Genomic DNA, 26,394 nt, shown 5'->3' on the forward strand with positions numbered 1-26,394 from the left:
AAGGGAACAGTATGGCTTTCGGCTTCGCTCAGGCTTTCAGGACAATCAGCAAACTGACGCTTGCCGGCGCAATCGGCGCAAGCCTTGCCGCTGGCGACGTCGGCGCGGAGCAGAAGACGCCAAGCCCGGGCAGCGCCAAGGGGCAGTTCGGCGCCGTCAGCCTGCCGACGCAAGGACCGGCGCAGCCGATCGGTTTTTACGCGAAGGGCTGCATGACGGGTGCGGTGGCGCTGCCGACCGACGGGCCGACCTGGGAGGCGATGCGGCTTTCGCGCAATCGCCGCTGGGRCAATCCGGCGATGATCGCGCTGCTCGAACGTCTTTCGCAGGATGGGGTCAAATATGCCGGCTGGCCGGGCATTCTCGTCGGCGACATTGCGCAGCCACGCGGCGGGCCGATGTTCAACGGTCATGCCTCGCATCAGATCGGTCTCGATGCCGACGTCTGGTTTACGCCGATGCCCGCGCGCCGCATGACGGCCGAGGAGCGCGAGAATCTGCCCTTCACCACCATGCTGCAAAAGGACAAGTTTCTGACCGTAGACCCGAAGGTGTGGACGCAATCGCGGGCGCGGCTGCTGATGCTGGCGGCAAGCTATCCCGAGGTGGAGCGCATCTTCGTCAATCCGGCGATCAAGAAGAAGATGTGCGACACCTGGACGGGCGACCGCACCAATCTCGGCAAGCTCCGGCCGGAATACGGCCATGACTCGCATTTCCACATCCGCATCAAGTGCCCGCCCGGTGCTGCGGGCTGCACACCGCAGGCCTCTGTCGCCGCCGGCGACGGCTGTGACAAGTCGCTCGCCTGGTGGTTCACGCCGGCGCCCTGGGCACCGCCGAAGCCGCCGAAGCCCGGCGCCAAGCCGCCAAAACCGCCGCGCGAGATGATGGTTTCCGATCTGCCCAAGGCGTGTGCCGCCGTGCTCGATGCTGCTTCCGTCGCCTCGATGCAGGCTGCCACCTATGGCGGACCTTCCGCCGCCAGCGCGCTCACCACCGCGCCGGCAGCAGCACCTGCCGCCGACGCCGACGACGCTTTGCCCGATGTCGGCCCGGTTCCGAACGACAAGCCGGCGATACAATGAGTAAGGCCCGAGGTGCGTTGTCTTTCAAATCGCAAACTCTTGGTATAGAAGCCATCAAATCGATTGAATTGCTCGGGCGGAGGGGTTGATGGCCGGCGGCAAATGCCTTGCATTGATTGCGCATGACCAGAAGAAGGACGACATGGCGGATTTCGCCCGCGCCAACAGGGACATTCTCTCCCGCTGGAAGATCGTCGCCACCGGCACGACAGGTGGACGCGTGCTCGACGCCGCCCCCGATCTCGACGTCACCAGGCTGAAAAGCGGGCCGCTCGGCGGCGACCAGCAGATCGGCGCGCTGATTTCGACCGGCGAGGTCGACGCCCTGATCTTCTTCGTCGACCCCTTGACGCCAATGCCGCACGATGTCGACGTGAAGGCATTGATGCGGCTGGCGATCGTCTATGATATTCCGATGGCGCTCAACCACGCGACCGCTATAAAACTTCTTCCCACACTCGAAGCCTGATCAGCACGGAACCGGCCATGCCAAAACCGAACAACAGCACCGCTCCGCTGCCTTTCCCGATCCTGATCGGCGATATCGGCGGCACCAATGCCCGCTTCTCCATCCTGACCGATGCCTATGCCGAGCCGAAGCAGTTTCCGAACGTGCGCACGGCGGATTTCGCCACGATCGACGAAGCGATCCAGAAAGGCGTGCTCGACAAGACGGCCGTGCAGCCGCGTTCGGCGATCCTCGCCGTCGCCGGTCCGATCAACGACGACGAGATCCCGCTGACCAATTGCGACTGGGTGGTGCGGCCAAAGACGATGATCGAGGGCCTCGGCATGGAGGACGTGCTCGTCGTCAACGATTTCGAGGCGCAGGCGCTGGCAATCGCCGCCCTGTCGGATGAAAACCGCGAACGCATCGGCGACGCTACCGGCGACATGATCGCCTCCCGCGTCGTGCTCGGACCCGGCACCGGCCTCGGCGTCGGCGGGCTCGTGCATGCCCAGCAGAGCTGGATCCCGGTTCCCGGCGAAGGCGGCCATGTCGATCTCGGACCGCGCAGCAAGCGCGACTATGATATCTTTCCGCATATAGAGACGATTGAAGGCCGCGTTTCGGCCGAGCAGATCCTCTGCGGCCGCGGCCTCGTCAACCTCTACCATGCCATTTGCATTGTCGACGGCATCCAGCCGACGATGAAGGATCCCGCCGATATCACCTCTCACGCGCTTGCCGGCAGCGACAAGGCGGCCATAGAGACCGTCTCGCTGTTTGCCACCTATCTCGGCCGCGTGGCGGGCGACATGGCGATGGTGTTCATGGCGCGCGGCGGCGTCTATCTCTCCGGCGGCATCTCGCAGAAAATCATCCCGGCGCTGAAAAAGCCGGAATTCCGCATCGCCTTCGAGGACAAGGCGCCGCATACGGCATTGCTTCGGACTATCCCGACCTATGTGGTGACGCATCCCTTAGCAGCGCTTGCCGGGCTTTCCTCCTATGCGCGCATGCCGGCGAATTTCGGCGTCTCGACGGAAGGCCGCCGCTGGCGGCGCTAGCCCGGCGCGCAAAGTAAATGGAGCGTCCCTGGCGCGTCCTATCCGGACGCGCGGCGCTCTAGCCAAACCGGTCCCAACTCTTTATAGACCCCGGCAAAAGTGCGTGTCGCCCTCGCGAGGCGCTTGGTCCGAGACAGGAAATCCTATTTGGAAGCGGCGGAAAGCAAAACGCAGAGCGTTAGCAGCGATACCGTAACCGGTATCCTGAAGCGCATCATCGCTGAAAACGGCCGAGACCATCTCTGGGGCTATGTCTTTGCGATTGCCTGCCTCATCGTGGTGGCGCTTTCGACGGCGTTTACCGCCTGGATCATGCGGGCGATCATCGACGAGGCCTTCGCCAATCGGCGCGCCGACGTCGTCTGGATCATCTGTCTTTCGATCTTCATCGCCTTCGTGCTACGCGGTTTTGCGAGCTACGGCCAGGCGGTGGCGCTTTCCAGGGTCGGCAACGATATCGTCGCCCGCTACCAGCGCCGGCTCTATGCGCATCTGATGACGCTTTCGGTCGGCTTCTTCAGCGAGGCGCGCTCGGCCCATATCGCCGCGCAGGTGAGCCAGAACGTCAGCGGCATCCGCGACGTGCTCAACCTGACGATCACCTCGACGGTACGCGATCTGCTGACCTTCGTTTCGCTGCTCGCCGTGATGATCCTGCAGGATCCGCTGCTCAGCCTTGCCGTGTTCATCATGGCGCCGCCGCTGCTTTACGCGCTGCGCTATGTTTCGAAGCGGCTGCGCTCGGCGACCCGCGAGGCCGTGCATCTGAACAGCCATGTCCTCGGCGCGATGCAGGAGACGATCCAGGGCATCGCCATCGTGAAAGCCTTCACGATGGAAGAAGAACTGGAGCGCAAGGTCAACAAACTCATCAAGGGCGCCGAAAGCCGGGCGAACCGGATTGCCCGGCTTTCCGAACGCACGTCTCCGCTGACGGAGAGTTTCGCGGGCTTTGCCGTCGCCAGCGTGCTTGCCTATGCCGCCTACCGCTCGATCTACTTTAATGTGCCACCCGGCGCCTTTTTCTCCTTCGTCACGGCGCTGCTGCTTGCCTATGACCCGGCTCGACGGCTTGCCCGCCTGCAGGTGCAGATGGAGCGCGCCGTCGTCAATGCGCGGATGATCTACGAGTTGCTCGACATGGAGCCGCGTCAGCGCGACCTGCCGGATGCCCGGCCGCTGACGGTGACGCAGGCGAGGATCGAATTCCGCAACGTTTCCTTCGCCTATGGCAACGAAAGCGTCCTCAGCGGCGTGAGCTTCATCGCCGAGGGCGGGTCGACCACCGCACTGGTCGGTCCCTCGGGTGCCGGCAAATCCACCGTCATCAGCCTCATTCCGCGTTTCTACGATCCGCGCGAAGGCGAAATTCTGATCGACGGGCAGGACATCGCCCACATCACCAAGAAGTCGCTGCGCCAGCAACTCGCCTATGTCTCGCAGCAACCCTACCTGTTCGAGGGCACGATCCGCGACAATATCCGCTATGGCCGGCCGGAGGCGACCGATGCCGAAGTGGAAGAGGCGGCCAGGCTTGCCTATGCGCATGATTTCATCTCGGCACAGCCGCAGGGTTACGAGACGCCGGTCGGCGAAAACGGCGTGACGCTTTCGGGCGGCCAGCGCCAGCGCCTGTCGATCGCACGCGCCCTGGTGCGCAACGCGCCGATCCTGCTTCTCGACGAGGCGACCTCCGCCCTCGACACCGAATCCGAAGCCGCCGTGCAGAAGGCGCTCGACGAAGCGATGACCGGACGCACCGTCGTCGTCATCGCCCATCGGCTCTCGACCGTGGTGCGCGCCGACAAGATCGTCGTCATGCAGCAGGGCCGCGTCGTCGAGGAAGGCAATCATGAGACGCTTGCGAAGGTCAGCGACGGTCTTTACGCTCGCCTCAACAACCTGCAGAGGCCCTCGGCCTCCGATTCATACTGACCTGGTGAGACTGACATGAGCGATGCTGCGATGAAACTGGTGGTGGTTGGCGCAGCAGGACGCATGGGGCAGACGCTGATCCGGCTCATCCATTCCATCGAGGGCGTGACGGTGCATGCCGCGGTCGAGCGCGCCGGTTCGCCCTTCGTCGGCAAGGATGCCGGCGAGATCGCCGGTCTCGGCCCGACAGGCGTCATTATCGGCGACGATCCGCTCAACGCTTTTCTCGATGCCGAAGGCGTGCTCGACTTCACCTCGCCTGCCGCAACGGTGGAATTCTCAGGCCTCGCCGCGCAGGCCCGCATCGTCCATGTCGTTGGAACGACGGGCTGTTTACCCGATGACAATGCCAAGATCGCCGCTGCAGCCCGCCATGCCCGCATCGTCAAGTCAGGCAATATGAGCCTCGGGGTCAATCTGCTCAGCGTGCTGGCAGAGCAGGCGGCGCGTGCGCTCGATCCTGATGACTGGGATATCGAGATCCTGGAAATGCACCACAAGCACAAGGTGGATGCGCCTTCCGGCACCGCCCTTCTCTTCGGCGAGGCCGCGGCAAAGGGGCGCGGCATCGATCTGGCCTCGAAGTCGGTCCGGGTGCGCGACGGCCATACCGGCGCCCGTGAAGCCGGCACCATCGGTTTTGCGACGCTGCGCGGCGGCTCCGTCATCGGCGAGCATTCCGTGCTTTTCGCCGGAGAAGGCGAAATCGTCACCTTGTCGCACAGCGCGGCCGACCGCTCGATCTTTGCGCGCGGCGCCATCAAGGCGGCGCTCTGGGCGCGCGACAAGAAGCCGGGTCTCTATTCCATGCTCGACGTGCTCGGGCTTTCTTCCTCATAACGATACTACGGAGGCATATTCATGAGCGGTACCCTCGTCCTCGTTCGCCACGGCCAGAGTGACTGGAACCTGAAGAATCTCTTCACCGGCTGGAAGGATCCCGATCTGACGGAGCTCGGCATCCAGGAAGCCAATGCCGGCGGTACGGCGCTTGCCGAATACGGGATCAAATTCGACGTCGCCTACACCTCGGTGCTGGTGCGTGCGCAGCACACGCTGAAGCTCATCCTCGACAAGGTCGGCCAGCCCGATCTCCAGACGATCCGCGACCAGGCGCTGAACGAGCGCGACTATGGCGACCTCTCCGGCCTCAACAAGGACGATGCCCGCGCCAAATGGGGCGAGGAACAGGTGCACATCTGGCGCCGTTCTTATGACGTGCCGCCTCCCGGCGGCGAAAGCCTGCGCGACACCGGCGCCCGCGTCTGGCCCTACTACCTCACCGAGATCCTGCCGCGCGTGCTCAGGGGCGAGAAGGTGCTGGTGGCCGCACACGGCAATTCGCTGCGCTCGCTGGTGATGGTGCTCGACAAGCTGAACAAAGAAGGCGTGCTCGCCCTCAACCTCGCGACCGGCGTGCCGATGGTCTACAAGCTGAAGGCGGATTCCACGGTCGCTTCAAAGGAAGTGCTCGGCGACATGTCGGGCGCGCATTGATCTCAGCTGATCTTTCCCCGCTTCGGCGGGGAAAGACGCTCAGTTCTCGATGGTGAACTGCACCCGGTCGGCCGCGAAACGGCTGATCGAATATTGCACCGGCGCACCGTCAAGATCGGTATTCATTGCCTTGGCGATCAGAAGGATCGCACCGGGGGTGAGTTCGAGATCGGCCATATCGGCTGCGCTCGCATGAGCGGCCGTCACCTCGGTCGTCGCCCGGACATAATCCGGCAGGCCGAGTTCGGCGAAAGCCTTGGTGATCGATTCCCCCGCCCGGTAGGCCTCGCCGATACCGGCAAAGCGTTCGGCTGGAAACCAGCTCGTCGCCCTTGAAACCGGCCGCTTGTCCGCCTGGCGCAATGTTTCCAGGCGGATCACTGGCTCACCCTGCTTCAGGCCCAGCCAGCGGGCGACCTCGGCATTCGCTTCCTCTTTCGCCTCATCGAGCAGAAGGCCGCGCATTTCACGCGCCTGATCGCCGATGCCGGCGGTAAAGCGCGTGCGCCTTGTGATCGGGAAATTCAGCCGCTCCTTGCGTTCGATCAGCGTGCCGCGACCTTGTACCGCACGGACGATCCCCTCCTGCGCCAGCGCCGCCAGCGCACTGCGCACCGTATGCCGGTTGACGCCGAATTGCACCGCCAACATGGTTTCCGGCGGTACCATGCCCGTTTCGTCATAGGCTCCGTTGCTGATCGCCTCGCGAATCCGATCGGCGATCTGGCGCCAGAGCGCCACGCCGGTTTGCCTTTGCACCTGCTTCAATCCCGCCATTCCACCCCTGCCCGCCATTTCTCGCCTTCTGCACAATTCGATCCTGAAAACGATCCCGATTTCAGGATCGAATTATGCAGCAATTCAAAGTGCTACAGCGTCCTTTGCGCGTCTGCAAAGACGCGCGGCACTGTAGATGTCACACGCTTGTCACGACATCGATTTAGAGCTAAATGTATCTTGTATGGTTGTCTATATCAATAGACATTTTAAGGGAAGCGGCGATGATACCAGCGGACAGGAAAGACGCTGCGTCACAGACGGCATCCGGGCGCAAACGCGCCGCCGATCTGCTGGCGCGTGCGGAACGCAGCGAACTCACGGCGGTCTTCGATGCGCTGCCGCAAAAGCCTGTGGCCCATCAGGTGCGCGGACCGGAGACCGGGCTGGTGATGGTGCGCGGACGCATCGGCGGCGGCGGCGCTCCCTTCAATCTGGGCGAAGTGACCGTGACGCGGGCCACCGTCCGGCTCGACACGGGCTCGGTCGGCCATGCGCAGGCGCTCGGCACCGACCGCGAGAAGGCCAGGCTTGCGGCGATCTTCGACGCGCTCTGGCAGGAGGACGCGACGAAGGATTTTGTCGAACAGGCACTGCTTTTGCCGATCGCCGAACGGATCGCCGATGCCGAACGCCGCAAGACGAACGAGACGGCGGCGACACGCGTCGATTTCTTCACCATGGTGCGGGGAGACAACTGATGGGCCTGAAGACAGAAGCTCTGACCGGCGGCTTTGCCGAGCCGGTCTTCCATGCCCAGAGCGTCTTCAAGATGCTGATGGACGGCATGGCCCGCCCCGGCACGATCCAGACCGTTCAGCCCGATGTCGCTCCGCCGGCACCGCTCGGCATCGCCGCCGGCACGATCGCGCTGACGCTTTGCGACCACGACACGCCCCTCTGGCTTTCCCATGGACTGGTGAAATCCGCCGTGCCGGAATGGCTCGGCTTCCATACCGGCGCGCCGTTGACCAGCGAAAAGGCCGAGGCGCGTTTTGCCTTCACCGAGGCCGGCACCGCACTTTCCTCCTTCGGCCTCTTCGCATCAGGCACGCAGGAATATCCCGACCGCTCGACGACTGTTGTCATCGAACTCGCCGAACTCGAGGGCGGCCGCAGGCTGGCCCTGATGGGTCCGGGCATCCAGAGCGTGACGGAGATCGCGCCCATCGGCCTGCCGGAGACCTTCCTGCGGCTCTGGACCGAGAACCGTGCGCTCTTTCCGCGCGGCGTCGACATCGTGCTGACGGCGGGCAGGCGTTTCCTCTGCCTGCCGCGCACCACCAAGATCACAGCAACGGAGATCTGAGCGCATGTATGTTGCCGTCAAGGGTGGCGAGGCCGCCATCGCCAATGCACACCGCCTGCTCGCCGACCGCCGCCGCGGCGACCGTTCGCTGCCGGCGATCGGCATCGAACAGATCGTCGCGCAGCTGGCGCTCGCCGTCGATCGCGTCATGGCCGAGGCCTCGCTTTTCGACCGCACGCTCGCTGCACTTGCCATCCGCCAATCACGCGGCGACATGATCGAGGCGATCTTCCTGCTGCGCGCCTACCGCACGACGCTGCCGCGTTTCGGCTATTCCAGGCCGCTCGACACGGCTGATATGACGATCGAACGCCGCATCTCGGCGACCTACAAGGATCTGCCGGGCGGCCAGCTCCTCGGCCCGACCTTTGACTATACCCACCGCCTGCTCGATCCCACACTGCTTTCGGACGAGGCGGTCGAGACACCCGCTCAGCGTGCAGCCGAGACCGGCCGCGTCATGCGCGTCTCCGAAATCCTCGGCGAAGAGGGCCTGATCGAGGCCGACGGCGACATGCCTGAAGATCATGAGATCGGCGATCTGACCCGCGAGCCGATGGAATTCCCGATGACCCGCGATCTGCGCCTGCAGGCGCTTGCCCGTGGCGACGAGGGCTTCCTGCTGGCGCTCGGTTATTCCACCCAGCGCGGCTACGGCCGCAACCACCCCTTCACCGGTGAAATCCGCATCGGCGACGTCGAGGTGGAATTCGACGTGCCGGAACTCGGTTTCGCCGTCTCGCTCGGCACGATCCAGATCACCGAATGCCAGATGGTCAACCAGTTCAAGGGTTCGGCCAAGGCGCCGCCGCAATTCACCCGTGGCTATGGCCTGGTCTTCGGCCAGAGCGAGCGCAAGGCGATGGCGATGTCGCTGGTCGACCGGGCGCTTCGCGCCGAAGAGCTCGGCGAGGATATCACCGCGCCGGCACAGGACGAGGAATTTGTCATCTCGCACTCCGACAATGTCCAGGCGACGGGCTTCGTCGAGCACCTGAAGCTTCCGCATTATGTGGATTTCCAGGCCGAACTCGATCTCGTCCGCCGCATGCGCCGCGAATTCGAAGCCGCCCGCAACGGTGGCGAAGACATGAAGGAACCCGCCGAATGACCGATCTGGCCAGCTACAACTTCGCCTATCTCGACGAACAGACGAAGCGGATGATCCGCCGGGCCATCCTGAAGGCGATCGCCATTCCCGGCTACCAGGTGCCCTTCGCCTCGCGCGAAATGCCGATGCCCTACGGCTGGGGCACCGGCGGGGTGCAGGTGACGGCCTCGATCATCGGACCTGATGACGTGCTGAAGGTCATCGACCAGGGCGCCGACGATACGACCAACGCCGTTTCCATCCGCGCCTTCTTCGAGAAGGTCGCCAATGTCGCGGTGACGACGCATACCAAGGATGCGACGATCATCCAGACGCGCCACCGCATTCCCGAAGAAAAGCTCGGGGTCGGGCAGGTGCTCGTCTACCAGGTGCCGATCCCCGAGCCGCTGCGCTTCCTCGAGCCGCGCGAGACCGAGACGCGCAAGATGCACGCGCTCGAAGAATACGGTCTCATGCATGTGAAGCTCTACGAGGATATCGCCCATAACGGCCGCATCTCGCGGACTTACGCCTATCCGGTGAAGGTCCACGGCCGCTATGTCATGGACCCGTCGCCGACGCCGAAATTCGACAATCCGAAGATGCACATGTCGGACGCGCTGCAGCTCTTCGGCGCCGGACGCGAGAAGCGCATCTATGCGGTTCCGCCCTATACCGACGTCGTCAGCCTGGATTTCGAGGACTATCCCTTCGATATCCAACGTTTCGATAAACCCTGCGCCCTTTGCGGTGCGGAGGATGTCTATCTCGACGAAGTGGTTCTCGACGACAAGGGCGGGCGGATGTTCGTCTGCTCCGACACCGATCATTGCGAAGACCGCCGCGCGCACGGACATGCCGGCGAGATGCTGGCCCGGGAGGCTGCAGAATGAGCGATACGCCCCTCCTCAAAGTCCATGACGTTTCGAAATTCTACGGCAACCGCATCGGCTGCCGCGACGTCTCCTTCGAGCTCTGGCCCGGCGAAGTGCTGGCCATCGTCGGCGAGTCCGGCTCCGGCAAGACGACGCTGCTCAACTGCCTCTCCACCCGGTTGCTGCCGAGCACCGGCAGCGTCGAATATCACATGCGCGACGGCAGCTACCGCGACCTCTACCGCATGAACGAGGCCGAGCGGCGCTTCCTGATGCGCACCGATTGGGGCTTCGTGCACCAGAATCCGGCCGATGGCCTGCGCATGACCGTCTCAGCCGGCGCCAATGTTGGCGAACGGCTGATGGCGATCGGCGACCGGCACTACGGCAAGATCCGCGCTTCGGCGATCGACTGGCTCGAACGCGTCGAGATCGACGCCGACCGCATCGACGACCAGCCGCGCGCCTTTTCAGGCGGCATGCGCCAGCGCCTGCAGATCGCCCGCAACCTCGTCACCGGGCCGCGGCTCGTCTTCATGGACGAGCCGACCGGCGGCCTCGACGTCTCAGTGCAGGCGCGCCTGCTCGATCTGGTCCGCGGCCTCGTCAACGATCTCGGTCTCTCGGCCATCATCGTCACCCACGATCTCGCCGTCGCCCGCCTGCTCTCGCACCGGATGATGGTGATGAAGGACGGCTACGTCATCGAACACGGGCTTACCGACCGCGTGCTCGACGATCCGCGCGAACCCTACACGCAGTTGCTCGTCTCCTCGATCCTGCAGGTCTGAGGTCCTAAACCAAGGAAGAAGAAATCATGGCAACGCCCCTCGTCGTTTCCGAAGTCTCGAAGAGCTTCACCATGCATCTGCGCGACGGCATCAAGCTACCTGTCGTCTCCGATGTCGCCTTCTCGGTCGCATCGGGCGAATGCGTCGTGCTCGGTGGCCCATCGGGCATCGGCAAGAGCTCGCTGCTCAAGATGATCTACGGCAATTATGCCGTCGACACCGGCCAGATCCTCATCCGTCACAATGACCGCATCGTCGATCTCGCCTCCGCCGATCCGCGCACCGTGCTCAACGTCCGCCGCGATACGCTCGGCTATGTCAGCCAGTTCCTGCGCACCGTGCCGCGCGTCGCGGCGATCGACGTGGTTGCCGAACCGCTGGTGGCACGCGGCGAGGACGCCGTCACGGCGCGGGAAAAGGCGGGCGCCCTGCTTGCCGGGCTCAATCTGCCGGAAACGCTCTGGCAGCTTCCGCCCGCCACCTTCTCCGGCGGCGAGCAGCAACGCGTCAACATCGCGCGCGGCTTCATCACCGAGCATACGATCCTGCTTCTCGACGAACCCACAGCCTCGCTCGATGCCAGGAACCGTGCCGTCGTCGTCGGCATGATCGCGGAAAAGAAGAAGGCGGGGGTGGCCCTTCTCGGCATCTTCCACGACGAAGAGGTGCGCGAAGCCGTCGCCGACCGCATCCTCGACGTCCAGCAATTCTCACCGAGAAAGATCGCTGCATGAGCCGCAAACTGGGTATCGAGCCCTATTTTCATGAGACGGCGTCCGTCAGCGATTCCACCTTCGGGCGCTATACGGAGGTCTCTGAACGCTGCCGCATCAGCGAGGCCACGTTCGGCGACTATTCCTACATCATGCAGGACGGCTCCGTCTGGTGTGCGACGATCGGCAAGTTCGTCAATATCGCCGCCGCCGTGCGCATCAACGCCACCAACCATCCGACCTGGCGCGCGACGCTGCATCATTTCACCTATCGCGCCGCCGACTACTGGCCGGATGGCGACATGGAGACGGACTTCTTCGCCTGGCGGCGCGCAAACCGCGTGACGATCGGCAACGACGTCTGGATCGGCCACGGGGCGACCATTCTGCCGGGCGTCAACGTCGGCAACGGCGCGGTGATCGGAGCCGGCGCCGTCGTCTCGAAGGACGTCGCGCCCTATACGATCGTCGGCGGCGTGCCGGCAAAGCTCATCCGCGAGCGCTTTCCAGGAGAGGTCGGCGAACGGATGGACAGGCTTTCCTGGTGGGACTGGGAGCATGACCGGCTGCGCCAGGCGCTCCCGGATTTCCGCAACCTGAGCGCGGAAGATTTTCTGTCCCGTTACGGCGTTTAAACCCCCGATATAGGGGCGGAGAATTGTGACAGGACTTACACAAATATGACATGTGAGGTTCATCAAGCGGGACTAATGCGATGCTGACCAAGGCCTGGATCGCAAGGGAAGAGCATGATGTTCGAGCTGAAGAATGTCACACGTCGTTTCGGAAAAAAGCTCGCCGTCGATTCCGTCACGCTCGCCATTCCTCAGGGCCAGATGGTCGGCATCATCGGCCGCTCCGGCGCCGGCAAGTCGACGCTGCTGCGCATGATCAACCGCCTTCAGGAGCCGAGCTCCGGCTCCATTCATTTCGCCGGCGTCGAGGTCTCCGGGCTTCGCGGCCACGCGTTGCGCAATTGGCAGCGCGACTGCGCGATGATCTTCCAGCAGTTCAACCTGGTGCCGCGCCTCGACGTCCTCACCAATGTCATGCTTGGCCGCCTCAATCATCGCTCGACGCTTATGAGCCTGCTCAACATCTTCACTCGCGAGGAACGCGTGCGTGCCATCGCGGCTCTCGAACGCCTCGGCATCGAGCAGACGGCGCTGCAGGCAGCCGGCACGCTTTCCGGCGGCCAGCAGCAGCGCGTGGCGATCGCCCGCGCGCTGATGCAGAACCCGAAGATGGTTCTCGCCGACGAGCCGATCGCCTCGCTCGATCCGCTGAACGCCAAGATCGTCATGGATGCGCTGCGCGATATCAACGAGCGCGAGGGCATCACCGTCGTCACCAACCTTCACACGCTCGACACCGCCCGCAACTATTGTGAGCGCATCGTCGGCATGGCCGGCGGCCGCGTCGTCTTCGACGGCAAGCCCTCGGAGCTGACCGCCGAAGCGGTGAAGGAAATCTACGGGACGGACAAGGACGGCGCCGGCATCGACGAAACGGTGACCTCCACATCGATCAATATCGCCCCCGAGCGGGCAGACCATCAATCCGCCGGCACACAGCCGCTGGCGCTGGCCGGCCTCTGAGAGAGGCAGCCGCGATCGAGCGCCCGCGTCAAGGGCACACTTCTTCGTAACGGGAAGGCCGGGGACACCGGTCAATAGGAGAGAACATGTTGAAGAAAGCACTCTTTGCGGCAACGGCGCTCTTCGCGCTCGCCGGCGCTGCCCACACTGCAGACCTCAAGGAATTCCGCATCGGCATCCTCGGCGGCGAAAACGAAACCGACCGCCTGCGCAACTATGCCTGCCTTGCCGACCATCTGAAGCAGGAATTCGGCTTCGAGAAGGTTTCGCTCTTCCCGGCCGCCGACTATGACGGCGTGATCCAGGGCCTGCTCGGTGGCACGCTCGACTTCGCCGAACTCGGCGCCTCCGGCTACGCCGCCGTCTACATCAAGGATTCGAAGGCTGTCACGCCGATCCTGACGACGCAGCAGAAGGACGGCTCGACGGGTTATTACTCGATCGGCCTTGCTCTGAAGTCCTCCGGCATCAAGTCCATCAAGGACGCCAAGGGCAAGAAGCTCGGCTACGCCGATCCGGATTCCACCTCCGGCTACCTCGTTCCGCTGACGCAGATCCCGAAGGACACGGGCATGCCGAACGACAAGTTCTTCGCCTCGACCCAGTTCAACGGCGGTCACGAGAACAACCTTCTCGCTGCCTATGACGGCAAGGTCGACATTGCCGTCGACGATAGCTCGGGCATCGGCGACTTCAAGGACGGCTACACCTCCGGTACCTTCCGCAAGGAAGTCGACAAGGGCGCCGTCGATCCGAACAAGCTGGTCGAAGTATGGCGTTCGCCGCTGATCCCGAACGGCCCGCTCGTCGTTCGCAACGCTCTCGGCGAAGAGTGGCAGACGAAGCTTGCAGCCTTCTTCACGGCTCTGCCGGAGAAGGATCACAAGTGCTTCGCCGCTGTCGAAGGCGGCGATTACAAGGGCTACGCGCCTGTCAAGCACGACTTCTACAATGCCGTCGTCGACGTCCGTAAAGCTGCCATCGGCGGCTGATCGAGCCGTTTCGAATGGGGGCGGCCGGCGACGGCCGCCCTCTATCTTTTGTCTACGGCGCCGCGCGTCTTAGACGCGCAAAGGACGCCGTAGCACTTCGAATTGCTGCATAATTCTATCCTCAAATCGATTCCGATTTGGGGATAGAATTATGAAGTAGGCGAGGCGTTGATGACTATTGCCGATACACACCCGCACATGCAGAGCACCAAGGAGATCGGCACCGCCTGGGACCGGATGGTCGCCAAGCGCCGCTTCTATACCGTCCTCGGCCTGGTTATCCTGATTGCGGCTTTCGTCAGCTCCGTCCGCTTCGCCGACGAGAGCAATGCCGGCCATTTCTTCGACCGTCTGCCGCATCTCTTCGACTTTCTGAGCTGGCTCATCCCCAGGGATTGGCACGACGTCTGGCGCGCGCTGTTTGACATAGCGAGCGTCAACGACAAGGGCGGCGAGGAATTCAACTTCGACAGGGGCCGTGTCTACGTCTGGGGCGCCTTCTACATTCCCGAATATTTCGAGCTGATGATCGTCACCATCAACGTCGCGCTGATCTCGACGATCGTCGCCTTCGTCTTTGCCGTCCCATTGAGCTTCTTTGCTGCGCGCAACCTGACGAATTCATGGCCGTTGCGCATCTTCACCAAGCGGCTGATGGAGTTCCTGCGGGCCTTCCCTGAAATCGTCATTGCCGGGCTGTTTTCGGCGATCCTGTCGATCGGGCCGGTCGCCGCCATCATCGCCATCACCCTGCACACGATCGGCGCGCTCGGCAAGCTCTTCTACGAAGTGGCCGAAAATATCGACATGAAGCCTCACGAGGGTATGAAAGCCGTCGGCGCCAACTGGTGGGAACGCGTGCGCTTTGCCGCCCTGCCGCAAGTGCTGCCGAATTTCACCTCCTATGCGCTGCTGCGCCTTGAGATCAACGTGCGCGCCTCGACCATCATCGGCGCCGTCGGCGGTGGCGGGATCGGCGAGGAACTGAAGCTCTCGATTTCGCGCGGCTTCGGCGCCAAGACGGTAGCGCTCGTTCTGCTGCTGTTCGTGACGATCGTCGCCGTCGACCAGTTCTCCGCATGGCTGCGCCGCCGCCTCGTCGGCGAGCACGCCTTCCTCCTGCAACATTGAGGCCGCCATGACGGTGATCGACGCAAACCGCATGCATGAGATAGAAACGCGCTATCCGGAATATTTCCACCGGTCGTTCCGCCAGCGTTTCGGCGGGCTGATGATCCTCATCGCAACGCTGCTCTACAGCCTCTATGCCGTCTGGTTCTTCGACCTGCCCAAGCTTTTTGCCGAAGCCCATTGGGAGCGCGTCGGCATCTATCTCAGCCAATGGGTGAGCTACGACGTTCAGCCGGAATTCCGCATTGGGGATGACGGCTCGATCGACATCCGTTATCCGCGTTTCTCGCCGCTCGGCGACAATCCGCACCCGGACTGGCTGGTCAACAATCCCGACGGCAGCATCACCGTTTCGATCAGCGGCACCGGCGGCAGCGTCACCGTTTCGAAGAGCGAGACTATCGTCACCGCGCATGGCGTCAGCGTCCCGGTGGAAGTTTCGAGCGGCGCGCCGAAAGTCGTCGGACCGGTACCCGGCTGGATGACAGTCTATGATGACAACGTGCTGGCGGATCTCGGCTTTGCCGGCAATGTCAGCATCTCAGTCGACCGGGTGAAGATCCGCAAACGTTTCATCGGCTGGGCGAATTTCATCTTCGACACGCAATCATCCTTCTTCGACAAGCCGGTCGGCGAGGTCGTCGGCCTCATCGTCTCCGGTCCGCGCATCAAGCCCGACCAATCCAACCTGTCGCTCGCCTTCGACGATATCTGGAACAACAGCGAATGGCAGCACGGCGACGTCTGGACCAAGCTTTTCCAGACGATCGTCATGGCGTTCCTCGGAACGCTGCTCGGCTCGCTTACCGCCTTTCCGCTCGCCTTCCTGGCAGCGCGCAATATCACGCCGAACCGCTTGCTGAACCAGGTCCTGAAGCGCTTCTTCGATTTCCTGCGCTCGGTCGATATGCTGATCTGGGCGCTGTTCCTGACGCGCGCCTTCGGGCCCGGCCCGCTCGCCGGCAGCGGTGCGATCTTCCTCACCGAGACCGGCACGCTCGGCAAGCTCTATTCCGAAGGCCTCGAGAATATCGACAACAAGCCGCGGGAAGGCATCAAATCAACAGGCGCTCAGACCGTGCTCGTTCATCGTTATGGCATTATGCCGCAGATCGTTCCCGTCTTCGTCAGCCAGACGCTCTACCAATGGGAATCGAACGTGCGCGGCGCGACCATTATCGGCGCTGTCGGCGCCGGCGGCATCGGCCTCAAGCTGTGGGAGGCCATGCGCACCAACGCCAACTGGGAAAACGTCGCCTACATGGTCATTCTGATCCTGATTGTCGTCTTCATTTTCGACGCCGCCTCGAACGCGTTGCGCCACCGGCTGATGGGCACGAAAGCCCACTGATCCATCCATCAAAGCAGTGGCGCCGCTGCCGCCATCATCATTCTGTCACGGAAATCTTTTAGCCGGGAGCCTGCTTGCGGTTCGCCGCCAAATCACTGCACAGTGCCCTCCCCGTTTGGACGATCTCCAGGATAAAAGCCTTGCGCTACGCTCTCTATTTCTCGCCGCCGAAGGATGATCCCCTGACCGGCGCGGCCTCGCTCTGGCTCGGCCGCCATGCTTTCACCGGCGAGACCTACCCTGCACCGGAATATGAGCAACTGGGGGCGGCAGAACAGTTCGAGCTGACCGCCGACCCGCGCCGTTACGGCTTTCACGCCACGATCAAGGCGCCCTTTTCCCTCGCCTCCTCGGTCACCGAGGAGGATCTCATGACCGTTGCCGAGGATTTTGCCCAGCGCACGCAAGCCTTCGAGATTCCTGAGCTCGTGCTCGGCCAGCTCGGCCGTTTTTTTGCCCTCGTTCCCGGTTCACTTCATCAACCTCTTCAGGATTTCGCCGCGAAGGTGGTAAGGTCCTTCGAACCGTTCCGGGCAGCGCTTTCCGAGGCCGATATGGCGCGGCGCAATCCGGAGAAGCTCAGCGACAGCCAGCGCGCCCATCTGCAGCGCTGGGGTTATCCTTACGTCATGGAGGATTTCGGCTTTCACATGACGCTGAGCGGCCAAGTGCCCGAGACACGTGCTCAGGTGATGAAAGCGATCCTGACAGAGCGTTTTGCCGATTTCATCGGCCGGCCGCTTTCGATTTCCGGCCTTGCCGTCTTCATCGAGGAGACGCGCGATGCCCCGTTCAAAGTTCATTCCTGGCTGCCGCTTGCCGGCGCCAAAAGCTGAAAGACCTGACGACATGAGCAAAGAGACCGTGTTTTCCAACGCCCGCATCGTTCTCGAGGATGACATCCTCTTAGGCTCGATCCTCATCCGCGACGGGAAGATTGCCGACATCTCCGAGGGCAACTCGGTAGCCGGCGAAGATTTCGAAGGCGACTACGTCATTCCAGGCCTTGTCGAGCTGCACACCGATCATCTCGAAGGCCATTATCAACCGCGTCCCGGCATTCGCTGGAACAAGACCGCCGCAGTTCAAGCGCATGACGCCCAGATCGTCACGTCAGGCATCACGACGGTGTTCGACTGCCTGCGCATGGGTGCGGACGAGGACGGCGGCTTCGAACATGGCGAGATGCGCGAGATGGCGGACGCCATCCAATCGGCGGAGAAGGAAGGCAGGCTGCGCGCCGAGCACCTCATCCACCTTCGCTGCGAGGTCTCGGCCGACAACGTGCTCGAACACTTCGGCGATTTCGAAAACGACCGGCATGTGCGGCTCGTCTCGCTGATGGATCATGCGCCCGGCCAGCGTCAGTTCCAGACGATGGACCAATATATCTTCTACTACCAGAAGAAGCGGGGCCTGAGCGACGAGGCTTTCGCCCGTTTCGTTGCCAAGCGTCAGGCAGAATCGGCGCGCAATTCGACGCCGCATCGCAATGCCATCGCCAAGGTCTGCGCCGAGCGCGGCATCACCGTGGCTAGCCACGATGACGCGACGCTCTCGCATGTCGACGAGGCGATCGACAACGGTGTGCGCCTGGCCGAGTTCCCGACCAGTTTCGACGCCGCCCGGGCGTCGCACGAGCACGGCATGAGCGTGCTGATGGGCGCGCCGAACATCGTGCGCGGCAAATCCCATTCCGGCAACATCGCCGCCCGCGACCTTGCCGAGATGGGCGTGCTCGACGTGCTTTCCTCCGACTACGTGCCGCTCAGCCTGCTGCATGCGCCCTTCATTCTCGCCGATGAGGTGGAGAGCATCAGCCTGCCGAAGGCGATCGCCATGGTGACGTCGACGCCCGCCCGCACCGTCAGCCTCGACGATCGCGGCCGGATCGCAACCGGGCTGCGCGCCGATCTTGTCCGCGTCCATCGTTCGCACGGCGTGCCGGTGACACGCTCCGTCTGGCGCCAGGGACGCCGTGTCGCATGATGCCGCACGAACCCCACGCAGGAGCCGGTGCCGAGCGCGGCATCATGGTCGTTGTCGTCGGTCCGAGCGGTGCTGGCAAGGACACGCTGATGAACCTCGCCGCCCGGCGTTTTGCCGGCCGTGAGAACGTGCATTTCGTCCGCCGCGTCATCACCCGCCACCGCGATGCCGGCGGCGAGGACCATCTTTCCGTCTCCCTCCAAGGGTTTGCCGCCATGGAGCAATCAGGCTCCTTCGCCGTCTGGTGGGAAGCGCACGGCCTGAAATACGGTATTCCCGCCGAGGTCTCGGTGGCGCTGTCCAGAGGCCATGTCGTTGTCGCCAACGGCTCGCGCTCGGCGCTTCACCGCTTCCAGGCGGCCTTCCCGCGGCTGAAGGTCATCAACGTCACCGCCCGCCCCGAAGTGCTTGCCGGCCGGCTGGAGGCTCGCGGACGCGAGACGCATGAAGATATCATGGCCCGGCTCGCCCGCGGACCGCTGACGGTGCGCGGCGAATATGACGTGGTGGAGCTCGACAATAGCGGCTCGCTCGAAGAGGCCGAGCAGAAGATGATCGAGATCCTGGACGGATTGCTGACCAAGGCGCATTGACCAGGCTCGAGGGAAAAGGCATGCGCGCCATCAAAGTGGCCGACTACGATCCCTCTTGGCCACTGCTGTTTGACGAGATCAGCGCGGAGGTTTCCGCCTTGCTCGGTGACCGCCTGCTTTCCATCGATCATATCGGCAGCACATCAGTGCCTGGGCTGGCAGCCAAGCCGAAGATCGACCTTAATGCCGTGATGATATCCGACGAGTTCCTGCCGACGGCGATCGAGGTGGTGCGCGCTGCCGATTTCGTCTTCCACGGCGATACCGGAGAGCAACGATGGGCTTTCACCCGCGATCATAAAGCTTACGGCTTCAAGCTCTACCTTTGCGGACCCGACAATCGCGGACATCGGGAGCGCATTCTGTTTCGCGATTATCTCAGGGATCACCCCGAGAGAGCCACGGCCTATGCCGATCTGAAACGCCGGTTGGCCGCAGAGGCAGGCGGCGATTGGGATTTTTACACCGGCGGAAAGACCGCATTTGTCAGCGAGACGCTTCGGCTGGCTGCCTTGAGGACATGAAATGGAGTGCGCAGTGCACTCCATGCCATTGCCGATTAATCGCCGTCACCCCGTCCCGAGACGATCTCGCGCTTGCCGACATGGTTGGCCGGGCCGACGAGACCTTCCTTTTCCATGCGCTCCACCAGTGAGGCGGCGCGGTTGTAGCCGATGCCGAGGCGGCGTTGGATGTAGGACGTCGAGCACTTCTTGTCGCGCATGACGACCTTGACCGCCTGCTCGTAGAGTTCGTTGCCATCTTCCGAGGCCATGGCGCTCTTGTCGAAGACGGCGCCGGCTTCTTCCTCTTCCGTCTCTTCCTCCTCGTCGGCGGTGACGGTGTCGAGATATTCCGGGCGGCCCTGGGTCTTCAGATGGGCGACAACCTTTTCCACTTCGACATCCGAGACGAAAGGACCGTGGACGCGGGAAATCCGCCCGCCGCCCTGCATATGCAGCATATCTCCCTGACCGAGCAGCTGCTCGGCGCCCTGTTCGCCGAGAATGGTGCGGCTGTCGATCTTCGAGGTCACCTGGAAGGAGATACGGGTCGGGAAGTTTGCCTTGATCGTGCCGGTGATGACGTCGACCGACGGACGCTGTGTCGCCATGATCAAATGGATGCCGGCGGCGCGGGCCATCTGGGCGAGGCGCTGGATTGCCCCTTCGATGTCCTTGCCGGCGACCATCATCAGGTCGGCCATCTCGTCGACGATGACGACGATATAGGGCATCGGCGTCAGGTCCAGCGCCTGGCTTTCCTCGATCGGAACACCGGTGCCCTTATCGAAGCCGACCTGGACCATGACATGGATGGTCTCGCCCTTTTCGCGGGCCTGTGCCATGCGGTCGTTATAGCCATCGATATTGCGCACGCCGAGGCGCGACATCTTGCGATAGCGCTCCTCCATTTCGCGCACGGCCCATTTCAGCGCCATGACCGCCTTCTTCGGATCGGTGACGACGGGCGTCAGCAGATGCGGGATGCCGTCATAGACTGACAGTTCGAGCATCTTCGGGTCGACCATGATCAGGCGGCACTGTTCCGGCGTCATGCGGTAGAGCAGCGACAGGATCATCGTGTTGATGGCGACCGACTTGCCGGAGCCGGTGGTGCCGGCCACGAGCAGATGCGGCATCTTGGCGAGCTCGGCGATGACAGGCTCGCCGCCGATGGTTTTGCCGAGGCCGAGCGCCAGCTTGTAACCGCTCTTCTCGAAATCCTGGCTCTCGATCATCTCGCGGAAATAGACGGTTTCACGTGTCACATTCGGCAATTCGATGCCGATGACGTTGCGGCCGGGGACGACGGCCACGCGGGCCGAAAGCGCCGACATCGAGCGGGCGATATCATCGGCAAGGCCGATGACCCGCGACGATTTCACGCCCGGCGCCGGCTCGAATTCATAGAGGGTGACGACAGGACCGGGACGAACATGGATGATTTCGCCCTTGATGCCGAAATCTTCCAGCACGCTTTCCAGAAGCCCGGCATTCTGTTCCAGCGTCTCCTGCGACATGATCTCGCCGAGGCGTTCCGGCGGTTCCTGCAGCAGGGCACGCGGCGGGAATTGATAGCCGGATGCGTCGATCCTTTCGGGCCGCGCGGCCAGGCGCGGCGACGGCAGGACCGCGGCGACAGGCGGCGTGCGCTGCGGCGCTGGTGCTGCCTGAGGGGCTGATGCGATTTGAGGGGCTGGCGCGACCTGAGAGGTTGGCGCCGCCTGAGGTACGGGCGCGACCGGTGCCTCGACAGCGATGCGGCTGGGCCTTTCCAGGGACGGGGCGGCCGGAGGGCGCACGGCGACCTTTGCGGAGATCGCAGCGGGCTGCGGGAGCGGGCGGGAGGTGACGGGAGCAGGGGCCGACCGGCCAGGACGCCATTCCATGACCCGGAACAGCGACGTGATCGACTCGGGCGAGGTCTCGGTCTTCGGGAACAACACCAAGGCGGGCGCGCGAACCGGCACCTCTTCGAAGGCCATGACTTCCCAGAAGGCGAAATCGGAAATGGAGGAAAGCTCGGCTGTGGCACGGAAGGCCGGCACGATGGTCTCGTCAGCGAGCGGTGACTGCTGCAGTTCGACCCTGTGCGGTGCTGCGGAAATTTCGTCCGGCCCCGGCAGATAGATATCGAAGGGCACGTCGACGGCTACCGGCTCTATCCGTATCGCCTGCTGTCCAATCTGCGAATCATCGCGAACGGGCTCATTCGGCGCGCGCCGCCTGCTGATCAGCGTTTCCGGCGTACGGGTGAAACGGACATTCGGCGCGAGGGAAAAGTTACTCTGCCAGATGGGTGCCGCCGGCTTCTCCCCTGGGTTTTCCGCCGGAAGGTCCGTTTCAATCTCGCTGGAAAAATCTCCGGCATCCGTCAAATTGGTTCTGGGAAAACGCATGCGTCCGCTACTCACTCATGCTTTGCAAATTACGACCCTACCGGGATAGAAAAGGAAGGTTAATAAGTTCCTTCCTGCCGTATCGTTCCGATACGATCCCCTGGGATAAATCGCTGCACTTTCAATGAGTTCTGGCAGTGAGAAAAATCTTTGCCAATTTTGGGGAGCCGCTCTAAAGCGCGTCGCAATCTTTTGGATTCGCTCCTGGCGCTTTAGGCTTTATTTCCACGCATGTCGTTGTCGCAAAACCGCTGCACAGTTTTGCGCGACATGCCTTAGTGCGCCTCGTCCCAATTGGTGGCGGCGCGTGCATCGACCCTCAGCGGCACACGCATTTCCAGCGCCGGCATGGTGGCGTTTTCCATCACCGAGACGATGACCGGCATCGCCCTTTCGACATCCTCGTCCTCAACCTCGAAGATGAGTTCGTCGTGCACCTGCAGCAGCATGCGGACGCGATCGGCAAGGCCGACTTCAACAAGCGCCGGCTCTATCTTGATCATCGCCCGGCGGATGACGTCGGCAGCCGAACCCTGGATCGGCGCATTGATCGCCGCACGCTCGTTGAAGGCGCGCACGGATGGATTGGACGAGCGGATGTCGGGATAGTTGATGCGGCGACCGAAGATCGTTTCGACATAACCCTTGTCGCGCGCCATGGCCTTTCGGCTTTCCATATAGTCGCGGATGCCGGGGAAACGCTCGAAATATTTCTTGATATAGTCGCCGGCTTCCGAACGCTCGATCGAAAGCTGATTGGCAAGCCCGAAGGCCGAAATGCCGTAGATGATGCCGAAATTGATTGCCTTGGCGCGGCGGCGCACCTCGCCCGGCATGCCTTCCACCGGCACGCCGAACATTTCCGAAGCCGTCATGGCGTGGATGTCGACGCCATCTTCGAACGCCTTGGTCAGCTGCGGGATCTCGGCCACATGGGCAAGCACGCGCAGTTCGATCTGGCTGTAGTCGGCGGAGATCAGCTTGTGGCCAGGCGTCGAGATGAAGGCGGTGCGGATCTTGCGGCCTTCTGCGGTGCGCACCGGAATATTCTGCAGGTTCGGCTCGGAGGAGGACAGACGCCCCGTGGTCGTCGATGCCAGCGAATAGGAGGTGTGGACCCGCTTGGTCTCCGGATGGACATAGCCGGGAAGCGCGTCGGTATAGGTGGATTTCAGCTTGGTGACCTGGCGCCAGTCGACGATCTTGCGCGGCAGTTCGAAACCGGCGGCGGCCAGATCCTCGAGCACCTGCGCGGAGGTGGACCATTGGCCTGTCTTCGTCTTGCTGCCGCCGGAAAGGCCCATCTTGCCGAACAGGATATCGCCCAGCTGCTTCGGCGAGCCGATGTTGAAACGTTCGCCGGCCAGCACGTAGATCTCGTCCTCCAGCCTTGCTGCACCCTGGGCCAGCTCGCCGGAGAGCCGCGACAGGATCTGCCGGTCGACGGTGATGCCGCGCGCTTCCATACGCGCAAGCACGGGCAATAGCGGCCGCTCCAGCCGTTCATAGACGCTGGTCAGCCCTGCTGCCGCCAGCCGGGGCTTCAGTACCAGCCAGAGGCGCAGCGTCACGTCGGCATCTTCGGCGGCATAGTGGGTGGCGCGGTCGATGTCGACCAGATCGAAGGTGACATTCGCCTTGCCGCTGCCCGCCACGTCCTTGTACGGGATCGGTGTATGGCCGAGGAATTTTTCCGACAGCGGATCCATGCCATGCGCGCCGGTGCCGGCGTCGAGCACGTAGGAGATCAGCATTGTGTCGTCGAAACTCCTGGTCTCGATGCCGTAGCGCTTCAACAGCAGGTAGTCGTATTTCAGGTTCTGGGCGACCTTGAGAACCGATTCGTCCTCCAGCAATGCCTTCAGCCGCGGCAGGGCATCGCCAATCGGGATCTGGTTGTCGGCAAGGCCGCCGCCGAGCAGATCGCCGACGCCGTTCTTATGGACAAGCGGCACATAGGCGGCGCGGATCTTCGTACCGGTGGGATCGGCCGTATTGTCGGCGATCGCCAGCGAAAAGCCGACAAGTTCGGCCTGCATCGCATCCAGCGACGTGGTCTCGGTATCGAAAGCAACGAGGCCGGTAGCGCGCGCATCGGCAATCCATCGGTCGAGCGTCGCCAGGTCGCGGATCGTGACATAGGCCGAATGATCGAAGGGCAGCGTTGCAAAGGCCTCGGCCCGCGCCTTGGCAAGATCGGCGGGCGAAAAGGCGCCTTCGACCGCGCTCTTCGCCTTCGCGCGCGGCGTCACCGGCACGGATTCGCCCGAAACATCGGGGATGCCGCCGGCAACAGGCTCGGGCTCCGCGGCATCGAGATCCGGGCCGCGGGCCGTCTCGCCCCATTCGATGCGGACGGTCGCCGGTTCGATGGCGCTCGCATCGCAATCGCAGGCCTCGGCGACGCGGCGCGTCAGCGTGGTGAATTCCATCGTCTTCAGGAAGCCGATCAGCTTCGGGCCGTTCTGCGGTTCCAACACCAGCGCGTCGAGATCGAGATCGAGCGGCACATCGGTGCGCAAGCGCACCAGGTCGCGCGAGAGCCTGGCCATGTCGATATTGGCGAGGATCGTCTCGCGGCGTTTGACCTGCTTAATCTCGGTGACACGTTCGAGCAGCGTGTCGAGATCGCCGTATTCTTCGAGCAACTGGGCAGCGGTTTTCGGGCCGATGCCCGGAATGCCCGGAACGTTGTCGACGGAATCACCGGTCATGGCCTGCAGGTCGATCATCTTTTCCGGCGGCACACCCCATTTCTCGATGACATCGGGAATGCCGATCTGCTTGTCCTTCATGCTGTCATACATATGGACATTGGGGCTGACGAGCTGCATCAGATCCTTGTCGGAGGAGACGATGGTGACATCGGCGCCGGTTGCCTCGGCCTGGCGGGCATAGGTGGCGATAATGTCGTCGGCTTCGAAGCCTTCGGTCTCGATGCAGGGCAGATTGAAGGCGCGGGTCGCCTCTCTTATAAGGCCGAATTGCGGGATGAGCTCTTCCGGCGGGGCGGAGCGGTTCGCCTTATAGGCGTCGTAGAGATCCTTGCGAAACGTCTTGGCGGAATAATCGAAGATGACCGCAAGATGTGTCGGCGTCACACCGACATCGGTATTGCGCGCATCCCTCAGCAGCTTCCACAGCATGTTGCAGAAACCGGACACGGCGCCGATCGGCAGGCCGTCGGTCTTGCGGGTCAGCGGCGGCAATGCATGAAACGCCCGGAAGATGAATCCGGAACCATCGACTAGGAAGAGGTGATCGCCTTTTTTCATGCGTGCATGGATAGCGCGGGCATCGGACGAGGTCCATATAGAGTTCGGCATAAAGTTCGGCGCGCGAAAAGGATTATGGCGTTCGGAGCGTCACACAGCGCCGCGCGTCTTTTCGGACGCGCAAAGGACGCTGAGCACTTGGCGTTGCTGCATAATTTTATCCTTCCATCGATTCCGATCTCAGGAATTGTGCGGCAGCGATTCCAGCTCACCAAACTGTTACCGATTTGTAACGATCGCCCTCCCTTGAAAAACCACATTCTGAGCCACAAATCCATGTCACCGGCGCTTGATTGCGTCGCGGGTCTGATTACCGGCTTGTCCCCCGCCGCGTCAGGCTTGGACAAAGGCCTTATCCCCCTCTCCGGGCCTTTGTCCCCACTTTAAAGTCGCCATGGCCAACCTCCAGGCCATGGCGACTTTTGTTTTTTCGAGGCACTCGAAATTATCATCACGGCTTGCATGTTAAGGAGCATCGTATGCGATTTGCTGCATTGTCTCCGGCATGGTTTTGAGCCTAACTTGCAATCATGGGATTTAACCGCATGGATTCGGGAGCCTACCTTGCCAGCCAGCTGGCGAAGGGTTTTGCCCGCTCGCTGCACCAGCGCGCGGTCGGGCTTGGTTTTTCTCCGGGCCAGTTCCCCATCCTGCTGGAACTCTGGGCCGAGGACGGGCTGACCCAGAAACAGCTTCTCGAGCGGGTCGATATCGAGCAGGCGACCATGGCCAATACGCTTTCGCGCATGGTCCGCGACGGGCTGATCGAGCGCCGGCCGCATCCGTCCGACAAGCGGGCGCAACTGCTCTTCCTGACGCCGAGGGCGCGCGCCATGGAGGCCGAGGCGATCGAGACCGCGCGTGAGGCCGACCTTGCGCTGTTTAAAGGTTTCCGGGTTTTCGAGCGCGAGCTGACGCTCGAATATATCCGCCGGCTGCTGGAAAACGCCAAGGCGCTCTGACCGCTGCATAATTC

The 26,394-nt window shown here is 62.8% G+C and carries 25 protein-coding genes; 22 read left to right on the forward strand and 3 right to left on the reverse strand.

Annotated elements, in window-relative coordinates; genetic code table 11:
* The first annotated feature begins 11 nt into the window (after positions 1 to 11).
* The 6 genes from mepA to AC1D1Z_RS01320 all read left to right on the forward strand — a co-directional run bounded on the left by mepA (position 12) and on the right by AC1D1Z_RS01320 (position 6,032).
* On the forward strand, positions 12 to 1,088 hold the full coding sequence (mepA, locus tag AC1D1Z_RS01295; RefSeq protein ID WP_477849232.1) for a penicillin-insensitive murein endopeptidase: 1,077 nt from the start codon (positions 12 to 14) through the stop codon (positions 1,086 to 1,088).
* Positions 1,089 to 1,176: 88 nt separating this feature from the next.
* Complete coding sequence (locus tag AC1D1Z_RS01300; protein ID WP_003583482.1) at positions 1,177 to 1,557, forward strand: methylglyoxal synthase; 381 nt, start codon at positions 1,177 to 1,179, stop codon at positions 1,555 to 1,557.
* A 17-nt stretch (positions 1,558 to 1,574) separates the two neighbouring features.
* A complete protein-coding gene (locus tag AC1D1Z_RS01305) occupies positions 1,575 to 2,600 on the forward strand; it encodes a glucokinase (RefSeq protein WP_047617561.1) in 1,026 nt (341 codons plus the stop codon).
* A gap of 147 nt (positions 2,601 to 2,747) precedes the next feature.
* Positions 2,748 to 4,535 carry an ABC transporter ATP-binding protein gene (locus AC1D1Z_RS01310; protein ID WP_047617563.1) on the forward strand — a complete coding sequence of 596 codons (1,788 nt, stop codon included), beginning with the start codon at positions 2,748 to 2,750 and terminating at the stop codon, positions 4,533 to 4,535.
* A 15-nt stretch (positions 4,536 to 4,550) separates the two neighbouring features.
* The gene (dapB, locus tag AC1D1Z_RS01315) at positions 4,551 to 5,375 is read left to right on the forward strand and encodes a 4-hydroxy-tetrahydrodipicolinate reductase (protein ID WP_018244311.1); all 825 of its coding nucleotides are present in this window, start codon (positions 4,551 to 4,553) and stop codon (positions 5,373 to 5,375) included.
* Between the two features lie 21 nt (positions 5,376 to 5,396).
* Entirely contained in the window at positions 5,397 to 6,032 is a 636-nt protein-coding gene (locus tag AC1D1Z_RS01320; RefSeq protein WP_028731826.1) for a 2,3-bisphosphoglycerate-dependent phosphoglycerate mutase, read from the forward strand.
* A gap of 39 nt (positions 6,033 to 6,071) precedes the next feature.
* On the opposite strand, the gene phnF is transcribed toward AC1D1Z_RS01320, so the two are convergent.
* On the reverse strand, positions 6,072 to 6,809 hold the full coding sequence (gene phnF / locus AC1D1Z_RS01325) for a phosphonate metabolism transcriptional regulator PhnF (protein ID WP_131605507.1): 738 nt from the start codon (positions 6,807 to 6,809) through the stop codon (positions 6,072 to 6,074).
* 224 nt (positions 6,810 to 7,033) lie between these two features.
* Between phnF and phnG the strand changes: the two genes are divergently transcribed.
* The 15 genes from phnG to AC1D1Z_RS01400 all read left to right on the forward strand — a co-directional run bounded on the left by phnG (position 7,034) and on the right by AC1D1Z_RS01400 (position 19,765).
* Positions 7,034 to 7,510, forward strand: coding sequence for a phosphonate C-P lyase system protein PhnG (gene phnG / locus AC1D1Z_RS01330; RefSeq protein WP_131605408.1), 477 nt, complete (start codon positions 7,034 to 7,036; stop codon positions 7,508 to 7,510).
* Positions 7,510 to 8,118 carry a phosphonate C-P lyase system protein PhnH gene (gene phnH / locus AC1D1Z_RS01335; RefSeq protein ID WP_131605407.1) on the forward strand — a complete coding sequence of 203 codons (609 nt, stop codon included), beginning with the start codon at positions 7,510 to 7,512 and terminating at the stop codon, positions 8,116 to 8,118. The genes phnG and phnH overlap by 1 nt, the downstream gene beginning before the upstream one ends.
* Positions 8,119 to 8,122: 4 nt before the next feature.
* Positions 8,123 to 9,229, forward strand: a complete 1,107-nt coding sequence (locus AC1D1Z_RS01340; RefSeq protein WP_477849237.1) for a carbon-phosphorus lyase complex subunit — start codon at positions 8,123 to 8,125, stop codon at positions 9,227 to 9,229.
* Positions 9,226 to 10,101 carry an alpha-D-ribose 1-methylphosphonate 5-phosphate C-P-lyase PhnJ gene (locus AC1D1Z_RS01345; RefSeq protein ID WP_131605405.1) on the forward strand — a complete coding sequence of 292 codons (876 nt, stop codon included), beginning with the start codon at positions 9,226 to 9,228 and terminating at the stop codon, positions 10,099 to 10,101. Before AC1D1Z_RS01340 ends, AC1D1Z_RS01345 begins: the two co-directional genes overlap by 4 nt.
* On the forward strand, positions 10,098 to 10,874 hold the full coding sequence (phnK, locus tag AC1D1Z_RS01350; protein ID WP_003544413.1) for a phosphonate C-P lyase system protein PhnK: 777 nt from the start codon (positions 10,098 to 10,100) through the stop codon (positions 10,872 to 10,874). Before AC1D1Z_RS01345 ends, phnK begins: the two co-directional genes overlap by 4 nt.
* Positions 10,875 to 10,900: 26 nt before the next feature.
* Positions 10,901 to 11,608 (forward strand): phosphonate C-P lyase system protein PhnL, encoded by a 708-nt coding sequence (gene phnL, locus AC1D1Z_RS01355; RefSeq protein WP_131647421.1) that lies wholly within the window; start codon positions 10,901 to 10,903, stop codon positions 11,606 to 11,608.
* A complete protein-coding gene (locus AC1D1Z_RS01360; protein ID WP_065277018.1) occupies positions 11,605 to 12,222 on the forward strand; it encodes a DapH/DapD/GlmU-related protein in 618 nt (205 codons plus the stop codon). Before phnL ends, AC1D1Z_RS01360 begins: the two co-directional genes overlap by 4 nt.
* A 117-nt stretch (positions 12,223 to 12,339) precedes the next feature.
* Positions 12,340 to 13,185 (forward strand): phosphonate ABC transporter ATP-binding protein, encoded by an 846-nt coding sequence (phnC, locus tag AC1D1Z_RS01365; protein ID WP_131605403.1) that lies wholly within the window; start codon positions 12,340 to 12,342, stop codon positions 13,183 to 13,185.
* A gap of 86 nt (positions 13,186 to 13,271) precedes the next feature.
* Entirely contained in the window at positions 13,272 to 14,177 is a 906-nt protein-coding gene (gene phnD, locus AC1D1Z_RS01370; protein ID WP_131605402.1) for a phosphonate ABC transporter substrate-binding protein, read from the forward strand.
* A 171-nt stretch (positions 14,178 to 14,348) separates the two neighbouring features.
* On the forward strand, positions 14,349 to 15,308 hold the full coding sequence (phnE, locus tag AC1D1Z_RS01375; protein ID WP_131605401.1) for a phosphonate ABC transporter, permease protein PhnE: 960 nt from the start codon (positions 14,349 to 14,351) through the stop codon (positions 15,306 to 15,308).
* A gap of 7 nt (positions 15,309 to 15,315) precedes the next feature.
* Complete coding sequence (gene phnE, locus AC1D1Z_RS01380) at positions 15,316 to 16,659, forward strand: phosphonate ABC transporter, permease protein PhnE (protein WP_131702075.1); 1,344 nt, start codon at positions 15,316 to 15,318, stop codon at positions 16,657 to 16,659.
* A 140-nt stretch (positions 16,660 to 16,799) separates the two neighbouring features.
* A complete protein-coding gene (locus AC1D1Z_RS01385) occupies positions 16,800 to 17,495 on the forward strand; it encodes a DUF1045 domain-containing protein (RefSeq protein ID WP_131605399.1) in 696 nt (231 codons plus the stop codon).
* A 13-nt stretch (positions 17,496 to 17,508) separates the two neighbouring features.
* Complete coding sequence (locus AC1D1Z_RS01390; protein ID WP_131605398.1) at positions 17,509 to 18,648, forward strand: alpha-D-ribose 1-methylphosphonate 5-triphosphate diphosphatase; 1,140 nt, start codon at positions 17,509 to 17,511, stop codon at positions 18,646 to 18,648.
* Positions 18,645 to 19,241, forward strand: a complete 597-nt coding sequence (gene phnN / locus AC1D1Z_RS01395) for a phosphonate metabolism protein/1,5-bisphosphokinase (PRPP-forming) PhnN (RefSeq protein ID WP_018244296.1) — start codon at positions 18,645 to 18,647, stop codon at positions 19,239 to 19,241. The genes AC1D1Z_RS01390 and phnN overlap by 4 nt, the downstream gene beginning before the upstream one ends.
* A 20-nt stretch (positions 19,242 to 19,261) precedes the next feature.
* Positions 19,262 to 19,765 carry a GrpB family protein gene (locus AC1D1Z_RS01400; RefSeq protein ID WP_131605397.1) on the forward strand — a complete coding sequence of 168 codons (504 nt, stop codon included), beginning with the start codon at positions 19,262 to 19,264 and terminating at the stop codon, positions 19,763 to 19,765.
* Between the two features lie 35 nt (positions 19,766 to 19,800).
* Here AC1D1Z_RS01400 and AC1D1Z_RS01405 read toward each other — a convergent pair whose 3' ends face one another.
* Positions 19,801 to 22,143 carry a DNA translocase FtsK gene (locus AC1D1Z_RS01405; protein WP_131605396.1) on the reverse strand — a complete coding sequence of 781 codons (2,343 nt, stop codon included), beginning with the start codon at positions 22,141 to 22,143 and terminating at the stop codon, positions 19,801 to 19,803.
* A 275-nt stretch (positions 22,144 to 22,418) separates the two neighbouring features.
* Positions 22,419 to 25,418 (reverse strand): DNA polymerase I, encoded by a 3,000-nt coding sequence (gene polA / locus AC1D1Z_RS01410; RefSeq protein WP_131605395.1) that lies wholly within the window; start codon positions 25,416 to 25,418, stop codon positions 22,419 to 22,421.
* Between the two features lie 545 nt (positions 25,419 to 25,963).
* Here polA and AC1D1Z_RS01415 point away from each other — a divergent pair.
* Entirely contained in the window at positions 25,964 to 26,380 is a 417-nt protein-coding gene (locus AC1D1Z_RS01415; protein ID WP_003544385.1) for a MarR family winged helix-turn-helix transcriptional regulator, read from the forward strand.
* Positions 26,381 to 26,394 lie beyond the last annotated feature (14 nt).

The sequence above is a fragment of the Rhizobium sp. P1_E1 genome (assembly GCF_056406015.1).

What these genes read in the sequence shown, in the direction of transcription:
- AC1D1Z_RS01300 (WP_003583482.1), top strand. Translation starts at nt 1,177, where the DNA reads ATGGCCGGCGGCAAATGCCTTGCATTGATTGCGCATGACCAGAAGAAG.
- AC1D1Z_RS01305 (WP_047617561.1), top strand. Translation starts at nt 1,575, where the DNA reads ATGCCAAAACCGAACAACAGCACCGCTCCGCTGCCTTTCCCGATCCTG.
- dapB (WP_018244311.1), top strand. Translation starts at nt 4,551, where the DNA reads ATGAGCGATGCTGCGATGAAACTGGTGGTGGTTGGCGCAGCAGGACGC.
- AC1D1Z_RS01320 (WP_028731826.1), top strand. Translation starts at nt 5,397, where the DNA reads ATGAGCGGTACCCTCGTCCTCGTTCGCCACGGCCAGAGTGACTGGAAC.
- phnF (WP_131605507.1), bottom strand. Translation starts at nt 6,809, where the DNA reads ATGGCGGGATTGAAGCAGGTGCAAAGGCAAACCGGCGTGGCGCTCTGG.
- phnG (WP_131605408.1), top strand. Translation starts at nt 7,034, where the DNA reads ATGATACCAGCGGACAGGAAAGACGCTGCGTCACAGACGGCATCCGGG.
- phnH (WP_131605407.1), top strand. Translation starts at nt 7,510, where the DNA reads ATGGGCCTGAAGACAGAAGCTCTGACCGGCGGCTTTGCCGAGCCGGTC.
- AC1D1Z_RS01340 (WP_477849237.1), top strand. Translation starts at nt 8,123, where the DNA reads ATGTATGTTGCCGTCAAGGGTGGCGAGGCCGCCATCGCCAATGCACAC.
- AC1D1Z_RS01345 (WP_131605405.1), top strand. Translation starts at nt 9,226, where the DNA reads ATGACCGATCTGGCCAGCTACAACTTCGCCTATCTCGACGAACAGACG.
- phnK (WP_003544413.1), top strand. Translation starts at nt 10,098, where the DNA reads ATGAGCGATACGCCCCTCCTCAAAGTCCATGACGTTTCGAAATTCTAC.
- phnL (WP_131647421.1), top strand. Translation starts at nt 10,901, where the DNA reads ATGGCAACGCCCCTCGTCGTTTCCGAAGTCTCGAAGAGCTTCACCATG.
- AC1D1Z_RS01360 (WP_065277018.1), top strand. Translation starts at nt 11,605, where the DNA reads ATGAGCCGCAAACTGGGTATCGAGCCCTATTTTCATGAGACGGCGTCC.
- phnC (WP_131605403.1), top strand. Translation starts at nt 12,340, where the DNA reads ATGTTCGAGCTGAAGAATGTCACACGTCGTTTCGGAAAAAAGCTCGCC.
- phnD (WP_131605402.1), top strand. Translation starts at nt 13,272, where the DNA reads ATGTTGAAGAAAGCACTCTTTGCGGCAACGGCGCTCTTCGCGCTCGCC.
- phnE (WP_131605401.1), top strand. Translation starts at nt 14,349, where the DNA reads ATGACTATTGCCGATACACACCCGCACATGCAGAGCACCAAGGAGATC.
- phnE (WP_131702075.1), top strand. Translation starts at nt 15,316, where the DNA reads ATGACGGTGATCGACGCAAACCGCATGCATGAGATAGAAACGCGCTAT.
- AC1D1Z_RS01390 (WP_131605398.1), top strand. Translation starts at nt 17,509, where the DNA reads ATGAGCAAAGAGACCGTGTTTTCCAACGCCCGCATCGTTCTCGAGGAT.
- phnN (WP_018244296.1), top strand. Translation starts at nt 18,645, where the DNA reads ATGATGCCGCACGAACCCCACGCAGGAGCCGGTGCCGAGCGCGGCATC.
- AC1D1Z_RS01400 (WP_131605397.1), top strand. Translation starts at nt 19,262, where the DNA reads ATGCGCGCCATCAAAGTGGCCGACTACGATCCCTCTTGGCCACTGCTG.
- AC1D1Z_RS01405 (WP_131605396.1), bottom strand. Translation starts at nt 22,143, where the DNA reads ATGCGTTTTCCCAGAACCAATTTGACGGATGCCGGAGATTTTTCCAGC.
- polA (WP_131605395.1), bottom strand. Translation starts at nt 25,418, where the DNA reads ATGAAAAAAGGCGATCACCTCTTCCTAGTCGATGGTTCCGGATTCATC.
- AC1D1Z_RS01415 (WP_003544385.1), top strand. Translation starts at nt 25,964, where the DNA reads ATGGATTCGGGAGCCTACCTTGCCAGCCAGCTGGCGAAGGGTTTTGCC.